We start from the raw sequence: 24,190 nt of genomic DNA, 5'->3' as shown, positions 1-24,190 counted from the left end.
TCCGCGCGAGTTGGCGGCCGCGGCGGTCAGGACGGGCCGGTGCTCTTCGCGCGGCCCTGCCGGGGCAGGTCCAACGCCACCGCGACCGCCGAGTCGCAGTACTCGCGGACCGCGCTGGTACGCGCCACAACCCGCCCCCGGTGCACCACGATCCGGCTGTACGCGAGTGACAGCGCGCCCGCGAGGCAGTCGCCGCGTACGGCCAGCAGCTCGGCCGGGAAACCGGCCTCCACCCGGACCTCGGGCAGCCCCAGCGTCTCCCGCCCCGCCGCACTGACCGCCTCGTACGCCTCGTCGGGCGCGAGGCCGTGCTGCGCGGCCAGCAGATACGCGGCCTCCAGCGGGTCGCCGCGCCCCACCGGGTTCGCCGCGTCCCGCAGCGCCCCGCTGCCCGCCGCCACCCGTACCCCGGCGGCCCGCAGCAGCCGTACCGGCGCCGTGGCGGTCCCGCGCCGGGCCAGGGCCCCGCAGTCGCCCTGTGGCAGGCAGACCACCGACACACCCGCCGCGGCCAGCGCGTCGGCGGTACGGGACGCCACCTCGGCCGGTGCCCTGCCGAGCCCGCCGCACGGCCCGACCGCCACCCCGGGCCGCAGCCCGCCCGCCATCGCCGCGAGCCGGGTGAGCCGCGTCGGATCGTCGCCGTCCGTGTGCAGATCGACCGGGCAGCCGTGCTCGGCCGCGAGCTCCAGGACCGCCTCCACATACCCGGTCGGGTCGGGGTCGAGGTCGGGGCATCCGCCCACCACACCGGCGCCCATCTTGACCGCGTCCCGCAGCATCGCCAGGCCGTCCGCCCCCGCGGTCCCGGTGAGCAGCCGGGGCATCGCGACGGCCGTCAGGTCGGCGAGCCCGCGCAGCGACCGGCGTGCCTGGAGCACCGCCTCCAACGAGCCGAGACCCACCACATCGCCGACCCTGACGTGCGAGCGCTGCGCGGTGGCGCCGTGCCCGAGCTGCAGCAGCGCGGCCTCGGTGGTACGCCGCTGGACCTCCGGGACGTCGTACGAGACCGGGCCGTCGATGGCCGCGGAGAGCGCCGTGTCGCCGTGCGCGTGCGGTTCCGCGGGGGCGGGCAGCAGCAGATAGCCGTCGAGGTCCACGCGCGCGGCGTGCGCGGTGAGACTGCCCGCGGTCCCGACCGCTTCGATGCGCCCGCGCCCGAGCCGTACGTCCACGGTCCTGCCGTCGGTGAGCCGGGCCCCGCAGAGCAGGAGTGACGTGGTGTCCTCGGGGGCCTCGTCACGGCGCGGTGGCTGCGGCTGGCTGTCGGGCATCGCGCTCCTGGAGCTGGAGATCAAGGCAGCTACGGCAAGATCACGCAGCTGACGCGAGCCTAGGACGCGCGGCGGTCCGCTTCGAGGAGGTTCGGGGAGGAGCCCGAATAGTCATACCGGCATGGGCGTCCAGTCATACCGGCGTGGGGCGTCCGATACGGGAGAGGCGGGTGAGGTTGCCGCACCGAAACGGATTTGGGCGATCGGCGGCCGACCGTGTAATGTCTTCATCGCTCGCCCCAATAGCTCAGTCGGTAGAGCGTCTCCATGGTAAGGAGAAGGTCTACGGTTCGATTCCGTATTGGGGCTCTGATGTGCGGCACCCTCGCCTTCGGGTGAGGGGGCTCGCATCAAAGCGGTGTAGCTCAGTCGGTAGAGCAAGCGGCTCATAATCGCTGTGTCACCGGTTCAAGTCCGGTCACCGCTACGAACAGTAGCCGATTGTGGGGTCGGTCCTCCGGTCGGCTACTCTTGTCTGCGTTCATCCGTTCATCTGTCCGTCCAAGGAGCACTCACGTGGCTGCCACCGACGTCCGCCCGAAGATCACGCTGGCCTGCGTGGAGTGCAAGGAGCGGAACTACATCACCAAGAAGAACCGGCGTAACAACCCGGACCGTCTTGAGATGAAGAAGCACTGCCCGCGCTGCAACGCGCACACCGCGCACCGCGAAACGCGCTGAAACAGGCTCGTACACGAGGCCGTCCCCTTTGTGGGGGCGGCCTCGCGTCGTTTGTCACATCGACTCTGTTGTAGGAGGTGCCGAGCCATGGCGCTCGACCAGTCCTTCGTTGGACGGACCTACCCGCCCACCGACCCCTATGAGGTCGGCCGGGAGAAGATCCGCGAATTCGCGGAGTCGGTGGGGGACCCCAACCCCGCCTACACCGACCCGGACGCCGCCAAGTCGCTCGGTCACAGTGATGTGATCGCTCCGCCGACCTTCGTCTTCGCGATCACCTTCAAGGCCGCGGGCAAGGTCATCGAGGACCCGCAGCTCGGCCTGGACTACAGCCGGGTGGTGCACGGCGACCAGAAGTTCGCGTACACCCGCCCGGTGCGCGCGGGGGACCGGCTGACGGTCACCTCGACCATCGAGGCGATCAAGTCCATGGCGGGCAACGACATCCTGGACATCCGCGGTGAGGTCCACGACGAGGCGGGCGAGCACGTGGTGACCGCCTTCACCAAGCTCGTGGCGCGCGCGGCAGAGGAGGCGTGACGATGACGGCGAAGATCTCGTACGAGGACGTCGAGGTCGGCACCGAGCTGCCGGCGCAGACCTTCCCCGTGACCCGCGCCACGCTCGTGCAGTACGCGGGCGCGTCGGGGGACTTCAACCCGATCCACTGGAACGAGAAGTTCGCGCGTGAGGTCGGGCTGCCGGACGTCATCGCGCACGGCATGTTCACCATGGCCGAGGCGGCCCGAGTGGTGACCGACTGGGTCGGCGATCCGGGCGCGGTGGCCGAGTACGGCGTCCGCTTCACCAAGCCGGTCGTCGTCCCCAATGACGACCAGGGGGCGGTCATCGAGGTCAGCGGCAAGGTCGCGGCCAAGCTGGACGACAACCAGGTGCGGGTCGACCTGACCGCGATGAGCGCGGGCCAGAAGGTCCTCGGGATGGCTCGGGCGGTCGTACGGCTGGCCTGAGGGCGAGCCGCACGTGCAGGTGTGGGTAAGGGGCGTCCGGCCATGCTGGACGCCCCTTACCCGTACAGGCTGTTGACTTCGTTAGTGATTGGCCACTAACTTACTCGCATGGTCAGGATGAGCGCGGCGGAGCGACGTGAGAGCGTCATCCGCGCCGCGATTACGGAGTTCGCGCGCGGCGGCTACAAGGGCACCTCCACCGAGGTGATCGCCAAGCGGGTGGGCGTCTCGCAGCCGTACCTCTTCCGGCTCTTCAAGAACAAGCAGGAGCTGTTCCTCGCGGCGGCGACCCGCTGTGTGGGAGACATCCGGCAGGTGTTGGTGGAGTCGGCGCGTGACGTGCCGCCCGAGGGTGTCCACATGGCCATGGCGAACGCCTACAAGGAGCTGCTCGCGGCGGACCCCGACATGCTGCTGATGCAGATGCAGGCCTATGTCGCGGTGGCCTCGGCGGAGGCGGCGGGTGACCGTGAGTTCGGCGAGGGGGTTCGTGCGGCCTGGGAGGACCTGTGGGATTCCACTCACCTGATCCTCGGTGCCGATGCCCACGAGACCACGTACTTCCATTCCTACGGGATGCTCATCAACGCCCTCGTCTCGATGGGCTTCCCTCCGGAGCACCGGGTGTGGTCCGGCTTCGCCGAGTTCCCGGCCCCGGAGTAGTCCCCAGTAGTCCGGAGTAGTACCGAGAGTCGCGCCAGCGGTGCGGCTCATCTATGTCCGTGAAATGTGTCCGTGAAAGTTAGTAATCAATAACTAACCATTGCATCAAGGGGAGTCATGCAAGAGGCACAGCAAGGAGTCCGCACGAGGACCGCGTGGACCCTGGTCATCACCAGCGCCGCCGGATTCATGGCGGCCCTCGACAACCTGGTCGTCACCACCGCCCTGCCCTCCATCCGCAAGGACCTCGGCGGCAGCCTGGAGCACCTTGAGTGGACGGTGAACGCCTACACCCTCACCTTCGCGGTCCTGCTGATGTCCGGCGCGGCACTCGGCGACCGCTTCGGCCGCCGCCGGCTGTTCGTCATCGGGCTCGCGATCTTCACCGGTGCCTCCGCCGCGGCCGCCCTGGCGCCCGGCATCGACGCCCTGATCGCCGCGCGTGCCGTCCAAGGCGTCGGCGCCGCGATCATGATGCCGCTGACGCTCACCCTGCTCGCCGCGGCCGTGCCCGCCGAGCGGCGCGGGACGGCCTACGGGATCTGGGGCGCGGTCAACGGCCTCGCCGTCGCGAGCGGCCCGTTGGTCGGCGGTGCCCTCACCGAGCACATCTCCTGGCAGTGGATCTTCTGGCTTAACGTCCCGATCGGCCTCGCCCTGCTGCCGTTCGCAAGGCTCCGGCTCACCGAGTCCTTCGTACCGAACGCCCGGCTCGACATCCCCGGCACCCTGCTCGTCAGCGGCGGCCTCTTCGGGATCGTCTACGCCCTGGTCAGCGCCGTGTCCCACGGCTGGACGAGTGTCCCGGTGCTCACCGGGCTGATCGTGGGCGGCGCGCTGACCGGCGGCTTCATCCACCACGGGATACGCCACAAGAACCCCATGGTGCCCATGCGCCTCTTCCGCAACCGGGCCTTCGCGGCCGTCAACGCCGCGAGCCTGCTGATGTTCCTCGGGATGTTCGGCTCGATCTTCCTGCTCAGCCAGGCCCTTCAGATGGTGCTCGGCTACTCGCCCACCGAGGCGGGCCTGCGGATGCTGCCCTGGACCGCCATGCCCATCGTGGTCGCGCCCCTCGCGGGCAAGCTCTCCGACCGGATCGGCGGCCGCCCGGTCGTCGCCGCGGGCCTCTTCCTCCAGGCCCTGGGGCTCGGCTGGTACGCGGTGATCGCCGCCCCCGGCATGTCGTACGCGGCCCAGCTGCCCGCGCTGATCATCAGCGGTATCGGGATGGCCCTGTACTTCGCACCGGCGGCCAGCCTGGTGATGGCCAGCGTGCGCCCCGCCGAGCAGGGCATCGCCTCGGGCGCGGCCAACTCGCTGCGCGAGGTCGGCGGCACGCTCGGCGTCGCGGTACTGGCCGCGGTCTTCTCGGCGCGCGGCGGCTACGAGACGCACCAGGAGTTCGCCGACGGCCTGACCGCGGCGCTCTGGCTGGGCGCGGCGGTGGTCGCCGTGGCGGGAGTGGCCGCGCTGCTCATCCCGGCCAGGGGGACGGCGGCGCCGGTGGCCGCCGCGCCACCCGAGGAGCGCACGAAGGTACTCGCCTGACCCCCTGCTCGCACGCCGGCAACGGCCCCGCCCCGACCAGCGGGGCCGTTCTCGTACCCTTGAGCCCGTGCAGGAACTTCACGACGCCCCCCTCGCCCCGCTGACCACCTTCCGGCTCGGTGGCCCCGCGACCCGACTGATCACCGCGACCACCGACGCCGAAGTGGTCGCCGCCGTCCGCGAGGCCGACGCCGCGGGCACCGAACTGCTGATCATCGGCGGCGGCAGCAACCTGGTCATCGGCGACCAGGGCTTCGCCGGAACCGCCCTGCGCATCGCCACCACCGGCTTCGCGCTCGACGGTACGAAGCTGGAGCTGGCGGCCGGCGAGGTGTGGACCGACGCCGTCGCCCGCACCGTCGACGCGGGCCTCGCGGGCATCGAGTGCCTCGCCGGAATCCCCGGCTCCGCCGGTGCCACGCCGATCCAGAACGTCGGCGCGTACGGCCAGGAGGTCTCCTCGGTCATCACCGAGGTCGTCGCGTACGACCGCAGCACCGGCGAGACGGTCACCCTGCCGAACGCCGAGTGCGCCTTCGCGTACCGCCACAGCCGCTTCAAGGCCGACCCCAGCCGCTATGTGGTCCTGCGCGTCCGCTTCGAGCTGGAGGACGCCGACGGCCTGAGCGCTCCCCTGAAGTACCCCGAGACGGCCCGCGCCCTCGGTGTGGAGGCGGGCGACCGCGTCCCGCTGGCCACCGCGCGCGAGACGGTGCTGAAGCTGCGCGCGGGCAAGGGCATGGTGCTCGACCCCGAGGACCACGACACCTGGTCGGCCGGGTCGTTCTTCACCAACCCGATCCTCGACGCGGAGGAGCTGGCGGCCTTCCACGCACGCGTGGCGGACCGTCTCGGCCCGGATGTCACCCCGCCCGCGTACCCGGCGGGCGAGGGCCGCACCAAGACCTCCGCGGCCTGGCTGATCGACAGGGCCGGATTCACCAAGGGCTACGGCACGGGCCCGGCCCGGATCTCCACCAAGCACACCCTGGCGCTCACCAACCGCGGCGAGGCCACCACCGACGACCTGCTCGCACTCGCCCGCGAGGTCGTCACTGGCGTGCGGGACGCCTTCGGGGTCACCCTGGTCAACGAGCCGGTGACGGTCGGCGTCAGCCTCTGACGCGGGCGCGTGGTCAGTAGGCGACGCTCACGCCCTGCTTCACCGTCGTCGGGTCGTCGACCATCGCCAGCATCGCGTGCGCCACATCGGCCCGCCCGATGGTGCCGCCGCCGCGCAGGTTCTCGTTGCGCGCCATCCGGTATGTGCCGGTCACCGGCCTGTCCAGCAGCCTCGGAGGGCGTACCAGCGTCCAGTCCGTCGCGCTCAGTCTGATCTCCGCCTCCATCTGCGCGAGATCCGTGTAGACAGGCCGCAGCAGGGTGCTGACCAGGGGTGTCAGCAGTCGGCGGTGGACGAAGGTCTGGTTCTTCGGCTCGGGTGCCAGCGGCCCGGCACTCACCGCCAGGAAGCGCCGGGTGCCCTCCGCGTCCAGCGCTTTCAAGACCGGGCGCGTGAGGTTCGCCGCGATGCCTGCGCGCGCGTCCTTCACACTGCGCGCCCCGAGACCGGAGAGCACCGCGTCGCGCCCCGCCACCGCGGGACCGAGCGCCCGCGGGTCCCCGAGCCCCGCCGTGAACACCTGGAGCCCTTCGCCGGTCACCGTCAGCCTGGCCGGGTCGCGCACCACCGCCGTCACGCGGTGGCCCGCCGCCAGGGCCTGCCGGACGATCTCCTGCCCGATACCACCGGTCGCACCGAGAACCGTGAGTTCCATTGCCCTGCTCCCCCTGGGTGGGTAAGTATTCACTCACCCATAGGGTGAGTGACCGCTCACCCACGCGTCAAGGTTCGTTGGAGTACTCATGCAGAAACCGGCCAGGACCCGAATCCTGGACGCCGCGCACACCCTGATGCTCAGCGTCGGGCTCGCCCGGGCCACCACCAAGGAGATCGCCAAGGAGGCGGGCTGCTCCGAGGCCGCGCTCTACAAGTACTTCGCGAGCAAGGAAGAGCTCTTCGTGACCGTGCTGCGCGAGCGGCTGCCGCAGCTGGCCCCGCTGCTGCACCGGCTGATCGAGGAGCCGGGGGAGCGGAGCGTCGAGCAGAACCTCACCGACATCGCCCGCGAGGCCGCGCTCTTCTACGAGCAGAGCTTCCCGATCGCCGCGTCACTGTACGCCGAGACCCAGCTCAAGCACCGCCACGAGGCGGCCATGCGGGAGATGGGCACCGGACCGCACGTGCCGATCCAGGGCCTGGACCAGTACCTCCGCAGGGAGCAGCGCCAAGGCCGCATCCGCGCCGACGCGGACACCTTCGCGGCCGCGTCCCTGTTGCTCGGTGCCTGCGCCCAGCGCGCCTTCGCCTACGAGGCCGCCGACCCCGACCCCGAGACCGGTACCGAAGCCCAGAACCCCGCGCCGCCCGTCGACACGTTTGCCGCCGCCCTGGCCCGCACGCTGCTGAGCGGGATCGGCTGACAGCCTCAGTCCGCCAGCCAGTCGTCGATCCCGGCCAGCAGCTTCCGCCGTACGTCCGCGGGCGCGGCCGAGCCTCGTACCGACTGCCGTGCCAGCTCCGCCAGCGCGGCGTCGTCGAACCCGTGCTTGGTGCGCGCCATCTCGTACTGCGCGGCCAGCCGCGACCCGAACAGCAGCGGGTCGTCGGCACCCAGCGCCATCGGCACCCCGGCGTCGTACAGCGTGCGCAGCGGTACGTCCTCGGGTTTCTCGTACACCCCGAGCGCGACGTTCGACGCCGGGCAGACCTCGCAGGTCACCCCGCGCTCGGCCAGCCGCCGCAGCAGCGCGGGGTCCTCCGCGGCCCGTACGCCGTGCCCGATCCGCGTCGCGGACAGGTCGTCCAGGCAGTCCCGTACCGACGCGGGCCCGGTCAGCTCGCCGCCGTGTGGCGCCGCGAGCAGCCCGCCCTCGCGCGCGATCGCGAAGGCCCGGTCGAAGTCCCTGGCCATGCCGCGCCGCTCGTCGTTGGAGAGCCCGAAGCCGACGATCCCACGGTCCGCGTAACGCACCGCGAGCCGCGCCAGGGTCCGTGCGTCCAGCGGGTGCTTCATCCGGTTCGCCGCCACCAGCACGCGTATCCCGAGGCCGGTCTCCCTCGACGCGGAGTCCACCGCGTCCAGGATGATCTCCAGCGCCGGAATGAGCCCGCCGAGCCGGGGCGCGTACGAGGTCGGGTCGACCTGGATCTCCAGCCAGCCCGAGCCGTCCGCGAGATCCTCCTGCGCGGCCTCGCGCACCAGCCGCTGGATGTCCTCGGGCGCCCGCAGACAGGAGCGGGCCATGTCGTACAGCCGTTGGAAGCGGAACCAGCCGCGCTCGTCGGTCGCCCGCAGCTGCGGCGGCTCTCCGCTGGTCAGCGCGTCGGGCAGATGCACGCCGTACTTGTCGGCGAGCTCAAGCAGGGTCGAGGGCCGCATGGACCCGGTGAAGTGCAGGTGCAGATGGGCCTTGGGCAGCTGCCTCAGGTCTCTTGTCGCGGCTTCACCGCGGGCGGGGACGCTCTCCATCCCAGGATCTTGCCGTACGTACCCGCCGTCCCGGTAGCGTCTTTTCCTCAAGGAGTACGCGCCCGAACGAACAAGCGGACCCGAACGAACAAACGGGCCCCCGGCCGAAGCCGGAGGCCCGCTCGCGTGGAGGCGGCGTACGCGTCAGTCCCTGGCCTCGGCCAGCAGCTTCTGCATCCGCGAGACACCCTCGATCAGGTCCTCGTCACCCAGGGCGTACGAAAGCCGCAGGTAGCCCGGCGTGCCGAAGGCCTCGCCCGGAACGACGGCGACCTCGACCTGGTCCAGGATCAGCGCGGCGAGCTCGACCGTCGTGGCCGGGCGCTGGCCGCGGATCTCCTTGCCGAGCAGGCCCTTCACCGAGGGGTAGGCGTAGAAGGCGCCCTCGGGCTCGGGGCAGACGACGCCGTCGATCTCGTTCAGCATCCGCACGATGGTCTGGCGGCGCCGGTCGAAGGCCGTACGCATCTCGGCCACGGCGGTCAGGTCGCCGGACACGGCCGCGATGGCCGCCGCCTGCGCCACGTTGGACACGTTGGAGGTCGCGTGCGACTGCAGGTTGGTCGCGGCCTTGACCACGTCCTTCGGGCCGACGACCCAGCCGACCCGCCAGCCGGTCATCGCGTACGTCTTGGCCACGCCGTTCACGATGATGCACTTGTCGCGCAGCTCGGGCACGACCACCGGCAGCGAGGAGAACTCAGCGTCGCCGTAGACCAGGTGCTCGTAGATCTCGTCGGTCAGGACCCACAGGCCCTTCTCGGCGGCCCAGCGGCCGATCTCCTCGACCTGCTCGCGCGAGTAGACGGCGCCGGTCGGGTTGGACGGCGAGACGAAGAGCAGCACCTTGGTGTTCTCCGTACGAGCGGCCTCGAGCTGCTCGACGGAGACCCGGTAGCCGGTCGTCTCGTCCGCGGTGACGTACACCGGCACGCCGCCCGCGAGCTGGATCGACTCGGGGTACGTGGTCCAGTACGGGGTCGGCACGATGACCTCGTCGCCCGGGTCCAGGATCGTGGCGAAGGCCTCGTAGATCGCCTGCTTGCCACCGTTGGTGACCAGGACGTTGGCGGCCTCGACCTCGTAGCCGGAGTCGCGCAGCGTCTTCGCGGCGATGGCGGCCTTGAGCTCGGGGAGCCCGCCGGCCGGCGTGTAGCGGTGGTACTTCGGGTTGCGGCAGGCCTCGATAGCGGCCTCGACGATGTAGTCCGGCGTCGGGAAGTCGGGCTCGCCCGCGCCGAAGCCGATCACCGGGCGCCCGGCGGCCTTGAGGGCCTTGGCCTTGGCGTCGACGGCGAGGGTGGCGGACTCGGAGATCGCACCGATGCGGGCGGAGACCCGGCGGTCGGTCGGAGGAGTTGCAGCGCTCATGGGCCCCATCGTTTCAGACCGGGAACACCCCCGGCACTCGGGATTCACGGACGGGCGGTACGTCGTCCGAAGGAGGAGCAGGACGCTGTCCGAAGGATGGGCGGGACCCTGTCCGAAGGGCGGGCGCAGCGCAGTCTGTTCGACGCGGAGGCGCAGACCACGTACACTCTTCCCTCGTTGGCCCTCATCGGTCGCACTCACCACGCGCACTCCGTGCACTTGGGCGGATGCGGTACGTTGGGGGAAATCAAAGGGTCGTAGCTCAATTGGTAGAGCACTGGTCTCCAAAACCAGCGGTTGGGGGTTCAAGTCCCTCCGGCCCTGCTACACACACCTTTCGCCAGGATGTGTGCGCATGTACGTACTGCAGAATGCACAGCCGTGCGGCTCAACCGGGCGCGGCACGGCCACGACCCGGAATCAGGTGAGGACGAGTGACGGACGCCGTGGGCTCCATCGACATGCCTGATGCTCCGGACGAGGCAGACAAGAAGAAGGGCCGCAAGGGCGGCAAGCGCGCCAAGAAGGGCCCGTTCGGCCGCTTCGCGCTCTTCTACCGGCAGATCGTTGCCGAGCTCCGCAAGGTCGTCTGGCCGACTCGCAATCAGCTCACCACTTACACGACAGTGGTAATTATCTTCGTTGTCATCATGATCGCGTTCGTGATGATGGTTGACTTTGGCTTCGCAGAAGCCGTCAAGTACGTCTTCGGCTAGAAGTCGAGCGAAGGGCGCCCTCTCCGGCGTCCCATTCGCGCGTTCCACCCATATGTATCCAGGAAGAAGCAGCCACAGTGTCTGACCCGAACCTGAACGACGCCACCGAGTCGGTCGAGTCCGTAGCGGACGAGCTCGGCATCGTCGAGGCGGCGGACTCCGTGGACCCGGACCAGGCCGAGGCTGCCGACGCCGCCGCGGGCGTGCCCGCGGAGGAAGCCGCCCTGCACGTCGAGGTCGAGGGCGAGTCCGAGAGCGCCGACGAGGCCGAGGACGCGGCCGAGGTGGCGTCGGACGAGGTCGTCGCCGAGGCGACCGAGGACGAGGACGTCGAGCCCGCCGAGCCGGTCGACCCGATTGCGGCCCTGCGCGAAGAGCTCCGCACCCTCCCCGGCGAGTGGTACGTCATCCACACGTACGCCGGTTACGAGAACCGCGTGAAGACCAACCTCGAGCAGCGCGCCGTCTCGCTGAACGTCGAGGACTTCATCTTCCAGGCCGAGGTGCCCCAGGAAGAGGTCGCGCAGATCAAGAACGGCGAGCGCAAGACCATCCGTCAGAACAAGCTCCCCGGATACGTCCTGGTGCGCATGGACCTGACGAACGAGTCCTGGGGCGTCGTCCGGAACACCCCCGGTGTCACCGGCTTCGTGGGCAACGCCTACGACCCGTACCCGCTGACCCTGGACGAGATCGTCAAGATGCTCGCCCCGGAGGCCGAGGAGAAGGCCGCCCGCGAGGCCGCCGAGGCCGAGGGCAAGCCGGCGCCGCAGCGCAAGGTCGAGGTCCAGGTGCTGGACTTCGAGGTGGGCGACTCGGTCACCGTCACCGACGGCCCGTTCGCGACGCTGCAGGCGACCATCAACGAGATCAACGCCGACTCGAAGAAGGTCAAGGGCCTGGTCGAGATCTTCGGCCGCGAGACCCCGGTCGAGCTGAGCTTCGACCAGATCCAGAAGAACTGACTTCTGGAACAACCGCTTCCGACCAGGTCAGACAGGCTGCGAAAGCCGGTCTGACCTGCTCGGTTTTTAGCTGCACATGGATACCCGTTATCGTTGTGCGGTATGCCTGCATCCGGATGACCGGATGACGGCGGAACACTCTCACTAGGACCCGGAGAGAGCAATGCCTCCCAAGAAGAAGAAGGTCACGGGGCTTATCAAGCTCCAGATCCAGGCCGGCGCAGCCAACCCGGCCCCGCCGGTCGGCCCCGCGCTGGGCCAGCACGGCGTCAACATCATGGAGTTCTGCAAGGCCTACAACGCCGCGACCGAGTCGCAGCGCGGTTGGGTCGTGCCGGTGGAGATCACGGTCTACGAGGACCGCTCCTTCACCTTCATCACCAAGACCCCGCCGGCCGCCAAGATGATCCTCAAGGCCGCGGGTGTCGAGAAGGGCTCCGGCGAGCCGCACAAGACCAAGGTCGCCAAGGTCACCGAGGCGCAGATCCGCGAGATCGCGCAGACCAAGATGGAAGACCTCAACGCGAACGACCTGGACGCCGCGTCCAAGATCATCGCGGGTACCGCCCGTTCCATGGGCATCACGGTCGAGGGCTGACACCCACCCGTTGTGAACCCCTGTGGCAGGGCCAGCGCTGGCCCGCACCACAACTCCATCCCTGAACTCCAGGAGTAGCAGTGAAGCGCAGCAAGACTCTCCGCGCTGCGGACGCGAAGATCGACCGGGACAAGCTCTACGCCCCGCTCGAGGCCGTCCGTCTCGCCAAGGAGACCTCCGCGACCAAGTTCGACGGCACCGTCGAGGTGGCCATGCGTCTGGGCGTCGACCCGCGCAAGGCCGACCAGATGGTCCGTGGCACCGTGAACCTCCCGCACGGCACCGGTAAGACCGCCCGGGTCCTGGTCTTCGCGACCGGTGACCGTGCCGAGGCCGCGCTCGCCGCGGGCGCCGACATCGTCGGCTCCGACGAGCTGATCGACGAGGTGTCGAAGGGCCGTCTGGACTTCGACGCCGTCGTCGCCACCCCGGACCTCATGGGCAAGGTCGGCCGCCTCGGCCGCGTCCTCGGCCCGCGTGGTCTGATGCCGAACCCGAAGACCGGCACCGTGACCCCGGACGTGGCCAAGGCCGTGACCGAGATCAAGGGCGGCAAGATCGAGTTCCGCGTCGACAAGCACTCGAACCTGCACTTCATCATCGGCAAGGTGTCCTTCGACGACACCCAGCTGGTGGAGAACTACGGCGCCGCGCTGGAGGAGATCCTCCGTCTGAAGCCGTCCGCAGCCAAGGGTCGCTACATCAAGAAGGCCGCCATCACCACCACGATGGGCCCCGGCATTCCGCTGGACTCGAACCGCACCCGCAACCTCCTCGTCGAGGAGGACCCGGCCGCCGTCTGATCGTGACGGCGCGCTGAAGCGTGGCCGGGCCCCGCACCTCTTCGAAGGGTGCGGGGCCCGGCTTTTTTCCGTTCGTACCGCCGTGGCCATGCGGTAGCGTCCAGGAAGAGGAACAACATCACACAGGGGTGGGGACATGAGCACACGTACGTACCGGCGGGCCGGGATGGCACTGGTGGCCTCGGTGGCACTGGCGGGTGTCGCGGGCTGCCAGGGGTCGGGCGGTGACGACGCCGGCAAGGGCGCGACGAAGGCGGGCAAGAAGCTCCAGTCCCGTTCGGCGGCGACGGAGGCCCTCACCGCCGCGTACGAGAAGACCTCGACCGCCAAGTCGGCGAAGATCGACATGTCGATGTCGATGCCGGACGGTATCGAGGGCGGCGGCGAGGTGAAGATGTCCGGCGTCATGGGCTGGGACCCGACGCTGATGGACGTCACGGTTGACGGCTCGGCCTTCGGGTCGGCGCCGGGCGCCCCGGACAAGATCCGGATGCTGTGGCGCGACAACGTCATGTACATGGACATGGGTGATGCCGTTCCCGAGAAGATGGACGGCAAGCGCTGGATGAAGATGGACCTGGCCGCGATGGCCGAGGAGTCCGGCGACGAAGCCCTCACCAAGCAGATGACCGCCAGCCTGGACGACATGAACCAGGACCCGGCGCAGCAGCTGGCGGTGCTCCTTGAGTCGCCCAACCTCAAGCACGTCGGACCCGAGAAGACCGACGGCGTACAGACCCAGCACTACAAGGGCACGCTCACCGTCTCGGAGATGATGGAGAGCAACGACTCGCTCGGCATGCTGGACGAGCAGAAGCGCGACGAGCTCCTGGACTCGATCGAAGAGGCCGGCATCGAGGGGTACGACACCGAGGTCTGGGTCAACGAGGACGGTTACCCGGTCCGGATGGACGTCGGCATCGACAGCCCCCAGGGCACCGTGACGATGTCGGCGAAGTACTCCGACTACGGCACCGCGGCCGAGGTGAAGGCCCCGCCGGCCGACGAGACGTTCGATTTCCTCAAGATGCTGAAGGAGATGGGCGAGGACGGCCCCGGCGGGGGTGCCGGGGACGGCGAGGACGGCTTCGGCGGCATCGACAGCGACGTCTGAGCAGGCGTCCGAGCAGGCATCTGAGCGGGCGTCCGAGCAGGCACCTGAGCAGGCGCCAGAGCAGGCACCTGAGTAGGCGTCCGAGCAGCGTCCGGGCCGGTATTGAGCCCGATTTGCTCGACGCGTACGCCTTCGCGTACTCTTCCACAGAAGCCAAAGACCGCTGGTCGTTGCTGCGCCCACATCGTGGGTGCGGTGGCCGAAGGATCCGCTGAACTGCGGACGACCCGCGCAGGTGTCTGTGGAGTTGCTCCCGGTCGATTCGTCTCGCCCGGTCGAGCCACGCCCCGTGCGCCTGCGCCGGGGCGTTTCGTCATGTAGAGCCCCCTTCTTCACGTGCCTGATACAGGCGGTCCGGCGAACGCGGCTGACCGAAAGGTCAGTCGAGGATCATCACCCCGGAAGGAGGCCGAGGCACATGGCGACGTCCGACAAGGTCGCAGCCGTTGCAGAGATCACGGAGAAGCTCCGTGCATCCAACGCAACCGTTGTGACGTCCTACACCGGACTGTCCGTGGCGCAGCTCAAGCAGCTCCGCCGTTCTCTCGGCGAGAACGCTCAGTACCGTGTGGTGAAGAACACGCTGACCAAGATCGCGGCCAAGGAGGCCGGGGTCGAGCTGGACGAGCACCTCAAGGGCTCGACGGCTGTCGCCTTCGTGACCGGTGACCCGGTCGAGGCGGCGAAGGGTCTGCGTGACTTCGCCAAGGAGAACCCCGCTCTCGTCATTCAGGGCGGTGTCCTTGATGGCAAGGCGCTGTCCGCCGACGAGATCAAGAAGCTTGCGGACCTCGAGTCCCGCGAGGTTCTGCTCGCCAAGCTGGCGGGCGCCATGAAGGGCAAGCAGTCCCAGACTGCCGCGCTCTTCCAGGCGCTCCCGTCGAAGTTCGTCCGCACCGCGGAGGCGCTTCGTGCCAAGCAGGCCGAGCAGGGCGGTGCCGAGTAATTCGGCTCGCGTCATGACCGCCGCCCGCTAGGGCGTCGGTCGAAGCGGGCCCGAACGTACGCCCGCCACACATGTACATCCGGCACCAGCCGAATTAGTGGAAGGACCGCCATCATGGCGAAGCTCACCCAGGACGACCTGCTCGCGCAGTTCGAGGAGATGACCCTCATCGAGCTCTCCGAGTTCGTGAAGGCCTTCGAGGAGAAGTTCGACGTCACCGCCGCCGCCCCGGCCGCCGTTGCCGTCGCCGGTGTCCCCGGTGCCCCCGCCGAGGCCGAGGCCGAGCAGGACGAGTTCGACGTCATCCTGACCGGCGCCGGCGACAAGAAGATCCAGGTCATCAAGGTCGTGCGTGAGCTGACCTCGCTGGGTCTGAAGGAGGCCAAGGACCTCGTCGACGGCACCCCGAAGCCGGTCCTCGAGAAGGTCGCCAAGGACGTCGCGGAGAAGGCTGCCGAGTCCCTCAAGGGCGCCGGCGCCTCCGTCGAGGTCAAGTGACCTCACAGAGTCGATGACTCTTCGTCTCGCGCACCCTCGGGTGTAACGGACTGCTAGCCAAGGGCGATCACCTATACGGGTGGTCGCCCTTTGGCGTTCCCGTGACGGGTGCCTTGCACAGGTGGCTGGGCCGAGTATGGTGATCTTCGTCGTACTCGGGTTTGGGCAGGGGGGCCTTGACGAACCGCACGCAGCGCGCAATTCTCAGGACGCGTCGTCACATCGATCCGTATCCGAGGCATGGATCGTTGGCGAACAGGGCAGTGTGGATATGGCGCCTATGCGGCGAGGGGTCTGCCGCAGGTGCTGACAACAGCAAGCCTCAGAGGGAGTCGTGGGTCGAATCAAAACCCGCTCTGGACATCAGTGGGCCTAGTGGCTACACTGACCCTTTGCGCTGCCTGTTAGCTGCCTCCTGCCCGTCACCAGGGGCATGCCCATGCTTGAGCACCGTTGATTGAACGTCCCTGACCTGGGATTTCTCTTGGACTGCTCAAATATGGGACCGGTACGCGCGTAGTGAGTCCGAGCCCTCGGAAGGACCCCCTCTTGGCCGCCTCGCGCAACGCCTCGACCTCCAATACGAACAACGGCGCCAGCACCGCCCCGCTGCGCATCTCCTTTGCAAAGATCAAGGAGCCCCTCGAGGTTCCGAACCTTCTTGCGCTGCAGACCGAGAGCTTTGACTGGCTGCTCGGCAATGACGCCTGGAAGGCTCGTGTCGAGGCGGCTCTGGACAGCGGACAAGACGTCCCCACCAAGTCCGGCCTCGAGGAGATCTTCGAGGAGATCTCCCCCATCGAGGACTTCTCCGGGTCGATGTCGCTGACGTTCCGCGACCACCGCTTCGAGCCTCCGAAGAACTCCATCGACGAGTGCAAGGAGCGCGACTTCACGTACGCCGCACCGCTCTTCGTCACCGCCGAGTTCACCAACAACGAGACCGGCGAGATCAAGTCCCAGACGGTCTTCATGGGCGACTTCCCGCTCATGACCAACAAGGGCACCTTCTGCATCAACGGCACCGAGCGTGTCGTCGTGTCCCAGCTGGTCCGCTCGCCGGGCGTCTACTTCGACTCCTCGATCGACAAGACGTCCGACAAGGACATCTTCTCCGCCAAGATCATCCCGTCCCGGGGTGCCTGGCTGGAGATGGAGATCGACAAGCGCGACATGGTCGGCGTGCGCATCGACCGTAAGCGCAAGCAGTCCGTCACCGTCCTCCTGAAGGCGCTCGGCTGGACCACCGAGCAGATCCTCGAGGAGTTCGGCGAGTACGAGTCCATGCGCGCCACCCTGGAGAAGGACCACACCCAGGGCCAGGACGACGCGCTGCTCGACATCTACCGCAAGCTGCGCCCGGGCGAGCCCCCGACGCGTGAGGCCGCGCAGACGCTGCTCGAGAACCTCTACTTCAACCCCAAGCGCTACGACCTGGCCAAGGTCGGCCGCTACAAGGTCAACAAGAAGCTGGGCGCGGACGCTCCGCTGGACGCGGGCATCCTCACGGTCGAGGACATCATCGCCTCGATCAAGTACCTGGTGAAGCTGCACGCCGGCGAGACCGAGACGGTCGGCGACAGCGGCGCCCAGGTCGTCGTCGAGACCGACGACATCGACCACTTCGGCAACCGCCGTCTGCGCAACGTCGGCGAGCTCATCCAGAACCAGGTCCGTACGGGTCTGGCGCGGATGGAGCGCGTCGTGCGTGAGCGCATGACGACCCAGGACGTCGAGGCGATCACGCCGCAGACCCTGATCAACATCCGGCCGGTCGTCGCCTCCATCAAGGAGTTCTTCGGCACCAGCCAGCTGTCGCAGTTCATGGACCAGAACAACCCGCTGTCGGGTCTCACCCACAAGCGCCGTCTGTCGGCGCTTGGCCCGGGTGGTCTCTCCCGTGAGCGGGCCGGCTTCGAGGTCCGTGACGTGCACCCGTCTCACTACGGCCGTATGTGCCCGATTGAGACCCCTGAAGGCCCGAACATCGGTCTGATCGGTTCGCTCGCCTCGTACGGCCGGGTCAACGCCTTCGGCTTCGTCGAGACGCCGTACCGCAAGGTCGTCGAGGGTGTCGTCACCGACCACGTCGACTACCTGACCGCCGACGAAGAGGACCGCTTCGTCATCGCGCAGGCCAACGCCACGCTCGGCGAGGACATGCGCTTCGAAGAGGCCCGTGTCCTGGTCCGCCGCCGTGGCGGCGAGATCGACTACATCCCGGGCGACGACGTCGACTACATGGACGTCTCGCCGCGCCAGATGGTGTCGGTCGCCACCGCGATGATCCCGTTCCTCGAGCACGACGACGCCAACCGCGCCCTGATGGGCGCGAACATGATGCGCCAGGCCGTGCCGCTGATCACCGCCGAGTCCCCGCTCGTCGGCACCGGCATGGAGTACCGCTGCGCGGTCGACGCCGGTGACGTGATCAAGGCCGAGAAGGACGGTGTCGTCCAGGAGGTCTCGGCCGACTACATCACCGTCGCCAACGACGACGGCACGTACACCACGTACCGCGTCGCCAAGTTCTCCCGCTCCAACCAGGGCACGTCCGTCAACCAGAAGGTCCTGGTCGACGAGGGCGCCCGGGTCGTCGAGGGCCAGGTGCTCGCCGACGGTCCGGCGACCGAAGACGGCGAGATGGCGCTCGGCAAGAACCTGCTCGTGGCGTTCATGCCGTGGGAGGGCTACAACTACGAGGACGCGATCATCCTGTCGCAGCGCCTCGTACAGGACGACGTCCTCTCCTCGATCCACATCGAGGAGCACGAGGTCGACGCCCGTGACACCAAGCTCGGCCCGGAGGAGATCACCCGGGACATCCCGAACGTCTCCGAGGAGGTCCTCGCCGACCTCGACGAGCGCGGCATCATCCGGATCGGTGCCGAGGTCGTCGCCGGCGACATCCTGGTCGGCAAGGTCACGCCCAAGGGTGAGACCGAGCTGACCCCGGAGGAGCGCCTGCTCCGCGCGATCTTCGGTGAGAAGGCCCGTGAGGTCCGTGACACCTCGCTGAAGGTCCCGCACGGCGAGATCGGCAAGGTCATCGGCGTCCGCGTCTTCGACCGCGAAGAGGGCGACGAGCTGCCGCCGGGCGTGAACCAGCTGGTGCGCGTCTACGTCGCGCAGAAGCGCAAGATCACCGATGGTGACAAGCTCGCCGGCCGTCACGGCAACAAGGGCGTCATCTCCAAGATCCTGCCGATCGAGGACATGCCGTTCCTGGAGGACGGCACCCCGGTCGACATCATCCTCAACCCGCTGGGTGTGCCGTCCCGAATGAACCCGGGACAGGTGCTGGAGATCCACCTCGGCTGGCTCGCCAGCCAGGGCTGGGACGTCTCCGGGCTGGACGACCAGTGGGCGCAGCGCCTGCAGGCCATCGGCGCCGACCGCGTCGAGACCCGTACGAACGTCGCGACCCCGGTCTTCGACGGCGCGCGCGAGGACGAGCTCACGGGCCTGTTCGAGCACGCCCTGCCCAACCGCGACGGCGACCGCATGGTGCTGCCGTCCGGCAAGGCGCGGCTGTTCGACGGCCGTTCGGGTGAGCCGTTCCCGGACCCGATCTCGATCGGGTACATGTACATCCTCAAGCTCCACCACCTGGTCGACGACAAGCTGCACGCGCGGTCGACCGGCCCGTACTCGATGATCACCCAGCAGCCGCTGGGTGGTAAGGCCCAGTTCGGTGGTCAGCGCTTCGGTGAGATGGAGGTGTGGGCGCTGGAGGCATACGGCGCCGCGTACGCCCTCCAGGAGCTGCTGACCATCAAGTCCGACGACGTCACCGGCCGCGTGAAGGTCTACGAGGCCATCGTCAAGGGCGAGAACATCCCCGAGCCCGGCATCCCCGAGTCCTTCAAGGTGCTCATCAAGGAGATGCAGTCCCTGTGCCTGAACGTGGAGGTGCTGTCCTCGGACGGTATGTCCATCGAGATGCGCGACACGGATGAGGACGTCTTCCGCGCCGCGGAGGAGCTCGGTATCGACCTGTCCCGGCGCGAGCCGAGCAGCGTCGAAGAGGTCTGACGGGCCTGGCCGGGGCTCCCTACCAGGAGCCCCGGTCGCCCCGGACCCGTACAGACCATGATGTAGAGCCCATTTTTCGCTAACGCGAGGGGCACGACCCTGAAAGAGGGATTGACGACAGTGCTCGACGTCAACTTCTTCGACGAGCTGCGGATCGGCCTGGCGACCGCGGACGACATCCGAACCTGGTCCCACGGCGAGGTCAAAAAGCCGGAGACCATCAACTACCGCACCCTCAAGCCCGAAAAGGACGGACTCTTCTGCGAGAAGATCTTCGGTCCGACCCGGGACTGGGAGTGCTACTGCGGTAAGTACAAGCGTGTCCGCTTCAAGGGCATCATCTGCGAGCGCTGCGGCGTCGAGGTCACTCGCGCCAAGGTGCGTCGTGAGCGGATGGGCCACATTGAGCTGGCCGCTCCCGTCACCCACATCTGGTACTTCAAGGGCGTTCCCTCGCGCCTTGGCTACCTGCTCGACCTCGCCCCGAAGGACCTTGAGAAGGTCATCTACTTCGCCGCGTACATGATCACGTACGTGGACGACGAGCGTCGTACCCGCGACCTGCCGTCGCTGGAGACCCACGTCTCCGTCGAGCGCCAGCAGATCGAGAACCGTCGCGACTCCGACCTCGAGGCCCGCGCCAAGAAGCTCGAGACCGACCTGGCCGAGCTTGAGGCCGAGGGCGCCAAGGCCGATGTGCGCCGCAAGGTGCGAGAGGGCGCCGAGCGTGAGATGAAGCAGCTGCGTGACCGTGCGCAGCGCGAGATCGACCGTCTCGACGAGGTGTGGAACCGCTTCAAGAGCCTCAAGGTCCAGGACCTCGAGGGCGACGAGCTGCTCTACCGCGAGCTGCGTGACCGCTTCGGCACGTACTTCGACGGCTCGATGGGTGCCGCGGCGCTGCAGAAGCGCCTGGAGTCCTTCGACCTGGACGAGGAGGCCGAGCGCCTCCGCGAGATCATCCGTACCGGCAAGGGTCAGAAGAAGACCCGTGCGCTCAAGCGCCTCAAGGTCGTCTCGGCGTTCCTGCAGACCAGCAACAGCCCCAAGGGCATGGTGCTGGACTGCGTGCCGGTCATCCCGCCGGACCTGCGTCCGATGGTGCAGCTGGACGGTGGCCGCTTCGCGACCTCCGACCTGAACGACCTGTACCGCCGTGTGATCAACCGCAACAACCGCCTCAAGCGTCTCCTTGACCTCGGTGCCCCCGAGATCATCGTGAACAACGAGAAGCGGATGCTGCAGGAGGCCGTCGACGCGCTGTTCGACAACGGCCGCCGCGGTCGCCCGGTCACCGGTCCCGGTAACCGCCCGCTGAAGTCCCTCAGCGACATGCTGAAGGGCAAGCAGGGTCGTTTCCGTCAGAACCTGCTCGGTAAGCGTGTGGACTACTCCGCGCGTTCCGTCATCGTCGTCGGCCCGCAGCTCAAGCTGCACCAGTGCGGTCTGCCGAAGTACATGGCGCTGGAGCTCTTCAAGCCGTTCGTGATGAAGCGCCTGGTCGACCTGAACCACGCGCAGAACATCAAGAGCGCCAAGCGCATGGTCGAGCGCGGCCGCACGGTCGTGTACGACGTGCTCGAAGAGGTCATCGCCGAGCACCCGGTGCTGCTGAACCGTGCACCCACGCTGCACCGCCTCGGCATCCAGGCCTTCGAGCCGCAGCTGGTCGAGGGCAAGGCCATCCAGATCCACCCGCTCGTCTGCACCGCGTTCAACGCGGACTTCGACGGTGACCAGATGGCCGTGCACCTGCCGCTGTCCGCGGAGGCGCAGGCCGAGGCCCGCATCCTGATGCTGTCCTCGAACAACATCCTCAAGCCGGCCGACGGCCGTCCCGTGACCATGCCCACCCAGGACATGGTGCTCGGTCTCTTCTTCCTCACCACGGACAAGGAGATGCGGGACGTCAAGGGTGAGGGCCGGTCCTTCGCCTCGACGGCCGAGGCGGTCATGGCCTTCGACGCCAAGGAGCTCTCGCTCCAGGCGCCGATCGACGTCCGCTTCCCGGTGGGCACCATCCCGCCGCGCGGCTGGACCCCGCCGGCGCGCGAGGAGGGCGAGCCCGAGTGGCAGCAGGGTGACACCTTCCGGCTGCGTACGACCCTGGGCCGCGCGCTCTTCAACGAGCTGCTGCCCGAGGACTACCCGTTCGTCGACTACTCGGTGGGCAAGAAGCAGCTCTCCGAGATCGTCAACGACCTCGCCGAGCGCTACCCCAAGGTCATCGTGGCGGCGACGCTCGACAACCTGAAGGCGGCCGGTTTCCACTGGGCGACCCGCTCCGGTGTCACCGTCGCCATCTCCGACGTCGTCGTTCCCGAGGCGAAGAAGGAGATCGTCGCGGGCTACGAGGCCCAGGACGAGAAGGTCCAGAAGCAGTACGAGCGCGGTCTGATCACCAAGGACGAGCGCACCAACGAACTGATCACCATCTGGACCCGGGCGACCAACGACGTCGCCGAGGCCATGAACGCGAACTTCCCGAAGACCAACCCCATCTTCATGATGGTGGACTCCGGTGCTCGAGGAAACATGATGCAGATGCGTCAGATCGCGGGTATGCGTGGTCTGGTGTCCAACGCCAAGAACGAGACCATCCCGCGGCCCATTAAGGCGTCGTTCCGTGAGGGTCTGTCCGTACTGGAGTACTTCATCTCCACGCACGGTGCCCGTAAGGGTCTGGCGGACACCGCCCTGCGTACCGCCGACTCGGGTTACCTGACCCGTCGTCTGGTGGACGTCTCGCAGGACGTCATCATCCGCGAAGAGGACTGCGGCACCGACCGCGGCCTCAAGCTGAAGATCGCCAGCAAGGGCGCCGACGGTGTGCTCCGCAAGGCCGACAACGTCGAGTCGTCGGTGTACGCGCGGATGCTCGCCGAGGACGTCGTGATCGACGGCAAGGTCATCGCGCCGGCCAACGTCGACCTGGGTGACGTCCTGATCGACGCCCTGGTCGCCAACGGCGTCGAGGAGGTCAAGACCCGTTCGGTCCTGACCTGTGAGTCGGCGGTCGGCACCTGTGCCTTCTGCTACGGCCGTTCGCTGGCCACCGGCAAGCTGGTCGACATCGGTGAGGCGGTCGGCATCATCGCCGCCCAGTCCATCGGTGAGCCCGGCACCCAGCTGACGATGCGTACCTTCCACACCGGTGGTGTGGCCGGTGACGACATCACCCAGGGTCTGCCGCGTGTCGTCGAGCTCTTCGAGGCCCGGTCGCCGAAGGGTATGGCTCCGATCTCGGAGTCGGCCGGTCGGGTCCGTATCGAGGAGACCGAGAAGACCAAGAAGATCGTCGTCACCCCGGACGACGGCAGCGACGAGACGGCGTTCCCGATCTCCAAGCGCTCCCGCCTGCTGGTGGGCGAGGGCGACCACGTCCAGGTGGGCCAGAAGCTCACCGTGGGTACCGAGAACCCGCACGACGTGCTGCGCATCCTCGGCCAGCGTGCGGTCCAGGTCCACCTGGTCGGCGAGGTCCAGAAGGTCTACAACTCGCAGGGCGTGGCGATCCACGACAAGCACATCGAGATCATCATCCGGCAGATGCTGCGCCGGGTGACGATCATCGAGTCCGGCGACGCGGAGCTGCTGCCGGGCGAGCTGGTCGAGCGTGGCAAGTTCGAGACCGAGAACCGTCGTGTGGTCAAGGAAGGCGGCCACCCGGCCTCCGGCCGTCCGCAGCTGATGGGTATCACCAAGGCCTCGCTCGCCACCGAGTCGTGGCTGTCGGCGGCGTCCTTCCAGGAGACGACCAGGGTTCTGACCGACGCGGCGATCAACGCCAAGTCGGACTCCCTGATCGGCCTCAAGGAGAACGTCATCATCGGTAAGCTCATCCCGGCCGGTACGGGTCTGTCCCGCTACCGCAACATCCGGGTGGAGCCCACCGAGGAGGCCAAGGCCGCGATGTACTCGGCCGTCGGCTACGACGACATCGACTACTCGCCGTTCGGCACCGGCTCCGGCCAGGCCGTTCCGCTGGAGGACTACGACTACGGTCCGTACAACCAGTAGGCGACAGCACCACACCGCAGGGCGGCTCTCCCGATGGGGGGAGCCGCCCTGCGGCGTTCTTGCCGGAACCCGTGAGAACCGGTCTCCTGGGAACCTGGCCGTAAGCGCCAAACGTCAGAGACTATGGAGGCGGGCACAAGGGGGAGAGGCGGTGAGGTGCTGACATGTCGATGGAGTTTCACGGCTGGCAGGCCGGACAGAACTCGATGATGCGCGCCTCGGATGCGGACCGGGAGCGCGCGGCCGATGTGCTGAAGGCCGGGTTCGCCGAGGGGCGGCTCACCAAGCCCGCCTATGACGAGCGGCTGAGCAGGCTCTACAAGGCCGGTACCTACGGCGAGCTCAACGCACTGCTCGCCGATCTCCCGCAGGGCCCGGTGCCGGTGTACCGGCCCCCGATGCCCTATCCCCAGCCGCAGATGTACCCACCGCCCCAGATGCCCCCGGT

At 68.2% G+C, this 24,190-nt stretch carries 21 protein-coding genes and 3 tRNA genes; 20 read left to right on the top strand and 4 right to left on the bottom strand.

What is annotated here, in order from left to right; all coding sequences use genetic code 11:
• Window positions 1-26 precede the first annotated feature (26 nt).
• Entirely contained in the window at window positions 27-1,277 is a 1,251-nt protein-coding gene (locus U9R90_RS13900) for an amidohydrolase family protein (RefSeq protein WP_411056744.1), read from the bottom strand.
• A 236-nt stretch (window positions 1,278-1,513) separates the two neighbouring features.
• On the opposite strand from U9R90_RS13900, the gene U9R90_RS13895 reads away from it, so the two are divergent.
• The 8 genes from U9R90_RS13895 to U9R90_RS13860 all read left to right on the top strand — a co-directional run bounded on the left by U9R90_RS13895 (window position 1,514) and on the right by U9R90_RS13860 (window position 6,266).
• Window positions 1,514-1,586, top strand: a tRNA-Thr gene (locus U9R90_RS13895).
• A gap of 45 nt (window positions 1,587-1,631) precedes the next feature.
• A tRNA-Met gene (locus U9R90_RS13890) sits at window positions 1,632-1,704 on the top strand.
• A gap of 89 nt (window positions 1,705-1,793) precedes the next feature.
• Entirely contained in the window at window positions 1,794-1,958 is a 165-nt protein-coding gene (gene rpmG, locus U9R90_RS13885; RefSeq protein WP_003948671.1) for a 50S ribosomal protein L33, read from the top strand.
• Between the two features lie 87 nt (window positions 1,959-2,045).
• The gene (locus U9R90_RS13880; protein ID WP_411056743.1) at window positions 2,046-2,498 is read left to right on the top strand and encodes a MaoC family dehydratase N-terminal domain-containing protein; all 453 of its coding nucleotides are present in this window, start codon (window positions 2,046-2,048) and stop codon (window positions 2,496-2,498) included.
• A 2-nt stretch (window positions 2,499-2,500) separates the two neighbouring features.
• Complete coding sequence (locus tag U9R90_RS13875; protein ID WP_411056742.1) at window positions 2,501-2,929, top strand: MaoC family dehydratase; 429 nt, start codon at window positions 2,501-2,503, stop codon at window positions 2,927-2,929.
• Between the two features lie 108 nt (window positions 2,930-3,037).
• Window positions 3,038-3,592 carry a TetR/AcrR family transcriptional regulator gene (locus U9R90_RS13870; RefSeq protein ID WP_411056741.1) on the top strand — a complete coding sequence of 185 codons (555 nt, stop codon included), beginning with the start codon at window positions 3,038-3,040 and terminating at the stop codon, window positions 3,590-3,592.
• A 117-nt stretch (window positions 3,593-3,709) separates the two neighbouring features.
• A complete protein-coding gene (locus tag U9R90_RS13865) occupies window positions 3,710-5,143 on the top strand; it encodes an MFS transporter (protein WP_411056740.1) in 1,434 nt (477 codons plus the stop codon).
• 4 nt (window positions 5,144-5,147) lie between these two features.
• Window positions 5,148-6,266 (top strand): UDP-N-acetylmuramate dehydrogenase, encoded by a 1,119-nt coding sequence (locus tag U9R90_RS13860; RefSeq protein WP_411057734.1) that lies wholly within the window; start codon window positions 5,148-5,150, stop codon window positions 6,264-6,266.
• Between the two features lie 13 nt (window positions 6,267-6,279).
• Here the strand turns inward: U9R90_RS13860 and U9R90_RS13855 are convergent, their stop codons facing one another.
• A complete protein-coding gene (locus tag U9R90_RS13855; protein WP_411056739.1) occupies window positions 6,280-6,921 on the bottom strand; it encodes an NAD(P)-dependent oxidoreductase in 642 nt (213 codons plus the stop codon).
• Between the two features lie 88 nt (window positions 6,922-7,009).
• Here U9R90_RS13855 and U9R90_RS13850 point away from each other — a divergent pair, with 88 nt between their 5' ends.
• Complete coding sequence (locus U9R90_RS13850; RefSeq protein WP_411056738.1) at window positions 7,010-7,627, top strand: TetR/AcrR family transcriptional regulator; 618 nt, start codon at window positions 7,010-7,012, stop codon at window positions 7,625-7,627.
• Between the two features lie 5 nt (window positions 7,628-7,632).
• On the opposite strand, the gene U9R90_RS13845 is transcribed toward U9R90_RS13850, so the two are convergent.
• Window positions 7,633-8,676, bottom strand: coding sequence for an adenosine deaminase (locus U9R90_RS13845; RefSeq protein WP_411056737.1), 1,044 nt, complete (start codon window positions 8,674-8,676; stop codon window positions 7,633-7,635).
• A 144-nt stretch (window positions 8,677-8,820) separates the two neighbouring features.
• On the bottom strand, window positions 8,821-10,047 hold the full coding sequence (locus U9R90_RS13840) for a pyridoxal phosphate-dependent aminotransferase (RefSeq protein ID WP_411056736.1): 1,227 nt from the start codon (window positions 10,045-10,047) through the stop codon (window positions 8,821-8,823).
• Window positions 10,048-10,298: 251 nt separating this feature from the next.
• On the opposite strand from U9R90_RS13840, the gene U9R90_RS13835 reads away from it, so the two are divergent.
• The 11 genes from U9R90_RS13835 to U9R90_RS13785 all read left to right on the top strand — a co-directional run.
• A tRNA-Trp gene (locus U9R90_RS13835) sits at window positions 10,299-10,371 on the top strand.
• Window positions 10,372-10,481: 110 nt separating this feature from the next.
• A complete protein-coding gene (gene secE, locus U9R90_RS13830) occupies window positions 10,482-10,763 on the top strand; it encodes a preprotein translocase subunit SecE (RefSeq protein ID WP_411056735.1) in 282 nt (93 codons plus the stop codon).
• Between the two features lie 77 nt (window positions 10,764-10,840).
• Window positions 10,841-11,728, top strand: a complete 888-nt coding sequence (gene nusG, locus U9R90_RS13825; RefSeq protein WP_411056734.1) for a transcription termination/antitermination protein NusG — start codon at window positions 10,841-10,843, stop codon at window positions 11,726-11,728.
• A gap of 163 nt (window positions 11,729-11,891) precedes the next feature.
• Window positions 11,892-12,326 (top strand): 50S ribosomal protein L11, encoded by a 435-nt coding sequence (rplK, locus tag U9R90_RS13820; RefSeq protein WP_156726493.1) that lies wholly within the window; start codon window positions 11,892-11,894, stop codon window positions 12,324-12,326.
• A gap of 80 nt (window positions 12,327-12,406) precedes the next feature.
• On the top strand, window positions 12,407-13,129 hold the full coding sequence (rplA, locus tag U9R90_RS13815; RefSeq protein ID WP_411056733.1) for a 50S ribosomal protein L1: 723 nt from the start codon (window positions 12,407-12,409) through the stop codon (window positions 13,127-13,129).
• 136 nt (window positions 13,130-13,265) lie between these two features.
• A complete protein-coding gene (locus tag U9R90_RS13810; protein WP_411056732.1) occupies window positions 13,266-14,243 on the top strand; it encodes a hypothetical protein in 978 nt (325 codons plus the stop codon).
• A gap of 418 nt (window positions 14,244-14,661) precedes the next feature.
• Window positions 14,662-15,189, top strand: a complete 528-nt coding sequence (rplJ, locus tag U9R90_RS13805) for a 50S ribosomal protein L10 (RefSeq protein WP_411056731.1) — start codon at window positions 14,662-14,664, stop codon at window positions 15,187-15,189.
• A 114-nt stretch (window positions 15,190-15,303) separates the two neighbouring features.
• The gene (rplL, locus tag U9R90_RS13800) at window positions 15,304-15,687 is read left to right on the top strand and encodes a 50S ribosomal protein L7/L12 (protein WP_411056730.1); all 384 of its coding nucleotides are present in this window, start codon (window positions 15,304-15,306) and stop codon (window positions 15,685-15,687) included.
• A 549-nt stretch (window positions 15,688-16,236) separates the two neighbouring features.
• Entirely contained in the window at window positions 16,237-19,722 is a 3,486-nt protein-coding gene (rpoB, locus tag U9R90_RS13795; protein ID WP_411056729.1) for a DNA-directed RNA polymerase subunit beta, read from the top strand.
• Window positions 19,723-19,842: 120 nt separating this feature from the next.
• On the top strand, window positions 19,843-23,742 hold the full coding sequence (locus U9R90_RS13790) for a DNA-directed RNA polymerase subunit beta' (protein WP_411057733.1): 3,900 nt from the start codon (window positions 19,843-19,845) through the stop codon (window positions 23,740-23,742).
• A 164-nt stretch (window positions 23,743-23,906) separates the two neighbouring features.
• On the top strand, window positions 23,907-24,190 hold a 284-nt coding region (locus U9R90_RS13785; protein ID WP_411056728.1), incomplete at its 3' end, for a DUF1707 domain-containing protein.

Source organism: Streptomyces sp. E11-3 (genome assembly GCF_046540415.1).
In the GTDB taxonomy this organism is placed as follows: domain Bacteria; phylum Actinomycetota; class Actinomycetes; order Streptomycetales; family Streptomycetaceae; genus Streptomyces.
The sequence above is the reverse complement of the archived record's forward strand: the minus strand, read 5'-3'. Positions and strand labels throughout refer to the sequence as shown.

Excerpts from the sequence above, each read along its gene's own strand:
- U9R90_RS13900 (WP_411056744.1), bottom strand. The coding sequence starts at position 1,277 with ATGCCCGACAGCCAGCCGCAGCCACCGCGCCGTGACGAGGCCCCCGAG.
- U9R90_RS13880 (WP_411056743.1), top strand. The coding sequence starts at position 2,046 with ATGGCGCTCGACCAGTCCTTCGTTGGACGGACCTACCCGCCCACCGAC.
- U9R90_RS13875 (WP_411056742.1), top strand. The coding sequence starts at position 2,501 with ATGACGGCGAAGATCTCGTACGAGGACGTCGAGGTCGGCACCGAGCTG.
- U9R90_RS13870 (WP_411056741.1), top strand. The coding sequence starts at position 3,038 with ATGGTCAGGATGAGCGCGGCGGAGCGACGTGAGAGCGTCATCCGCGCC.
- U9R90_RS13865 (WP_411056740.1), top strand. The coding sequence starts at position 3,710 with ATGCAAGAGGCACAGCAAGGAGTCCGCACGAGGACCGCGTGGACCCTG.
- U9R90_RS13855 (WP_411056739.1), bottom strand. The coding sequence starts at position 6,921 with ATGGAACTCACGGTTCTCGGTGCGACCGGTGGTATCGGGCAGGAGATC.
- U9R90_RS13850 (WP_411056738.1), top strand. The coding sequence starts at position 7,010 with ATGCAGAAACCGGCCAGGACCCGAATCCTGGACGCCGCGCACACCCTG.
- U9R90_RS13845 (WP_411056737.1), bottom strand. The coding sequence starts at position 8,676 with ATGGAGAGCGTCCCCGCCCGCGGTGAAGCCGCGACAAGAGACCTGAGG.
- U9R90_RS13840 (WP_411056736.1), bottom strand. The coding sequence starts at position 10,047 with ATGAGCGCTGCAACTCCTCCGACCGACCGCCGGGTCTCCGCCCGCATC.
- rplK (WP_156726493.1), top strand. The coding sequence starts at position 11,892 with ATGCCTCCCAAGAAGAAGAAGGTCACGGGGCTTATCAAGCTCCAGATC.
- U9R90_RS13810 (WP_411056732.1), top strand. The coding sequence starts at position 13,266 with ATGAGCACACGTACGTACCGGCGGGCCGGGATGGCACTGGTGGCCTCG.
- rplJ (WP_411056731.1), top strand. The coding sequence starts at position 14,662 with ATGGCGACGTCCGACAAGGTCGCAGCCGTTGCAGAGATCACGGAGAAG.
- rplL (WP_411056730.1), top strand. The coding sequence starts at position 15,304 with ATGGCGAAGCTCACCCAGGACGACCTGCTCGCGCAGTTCGAGGAGATG.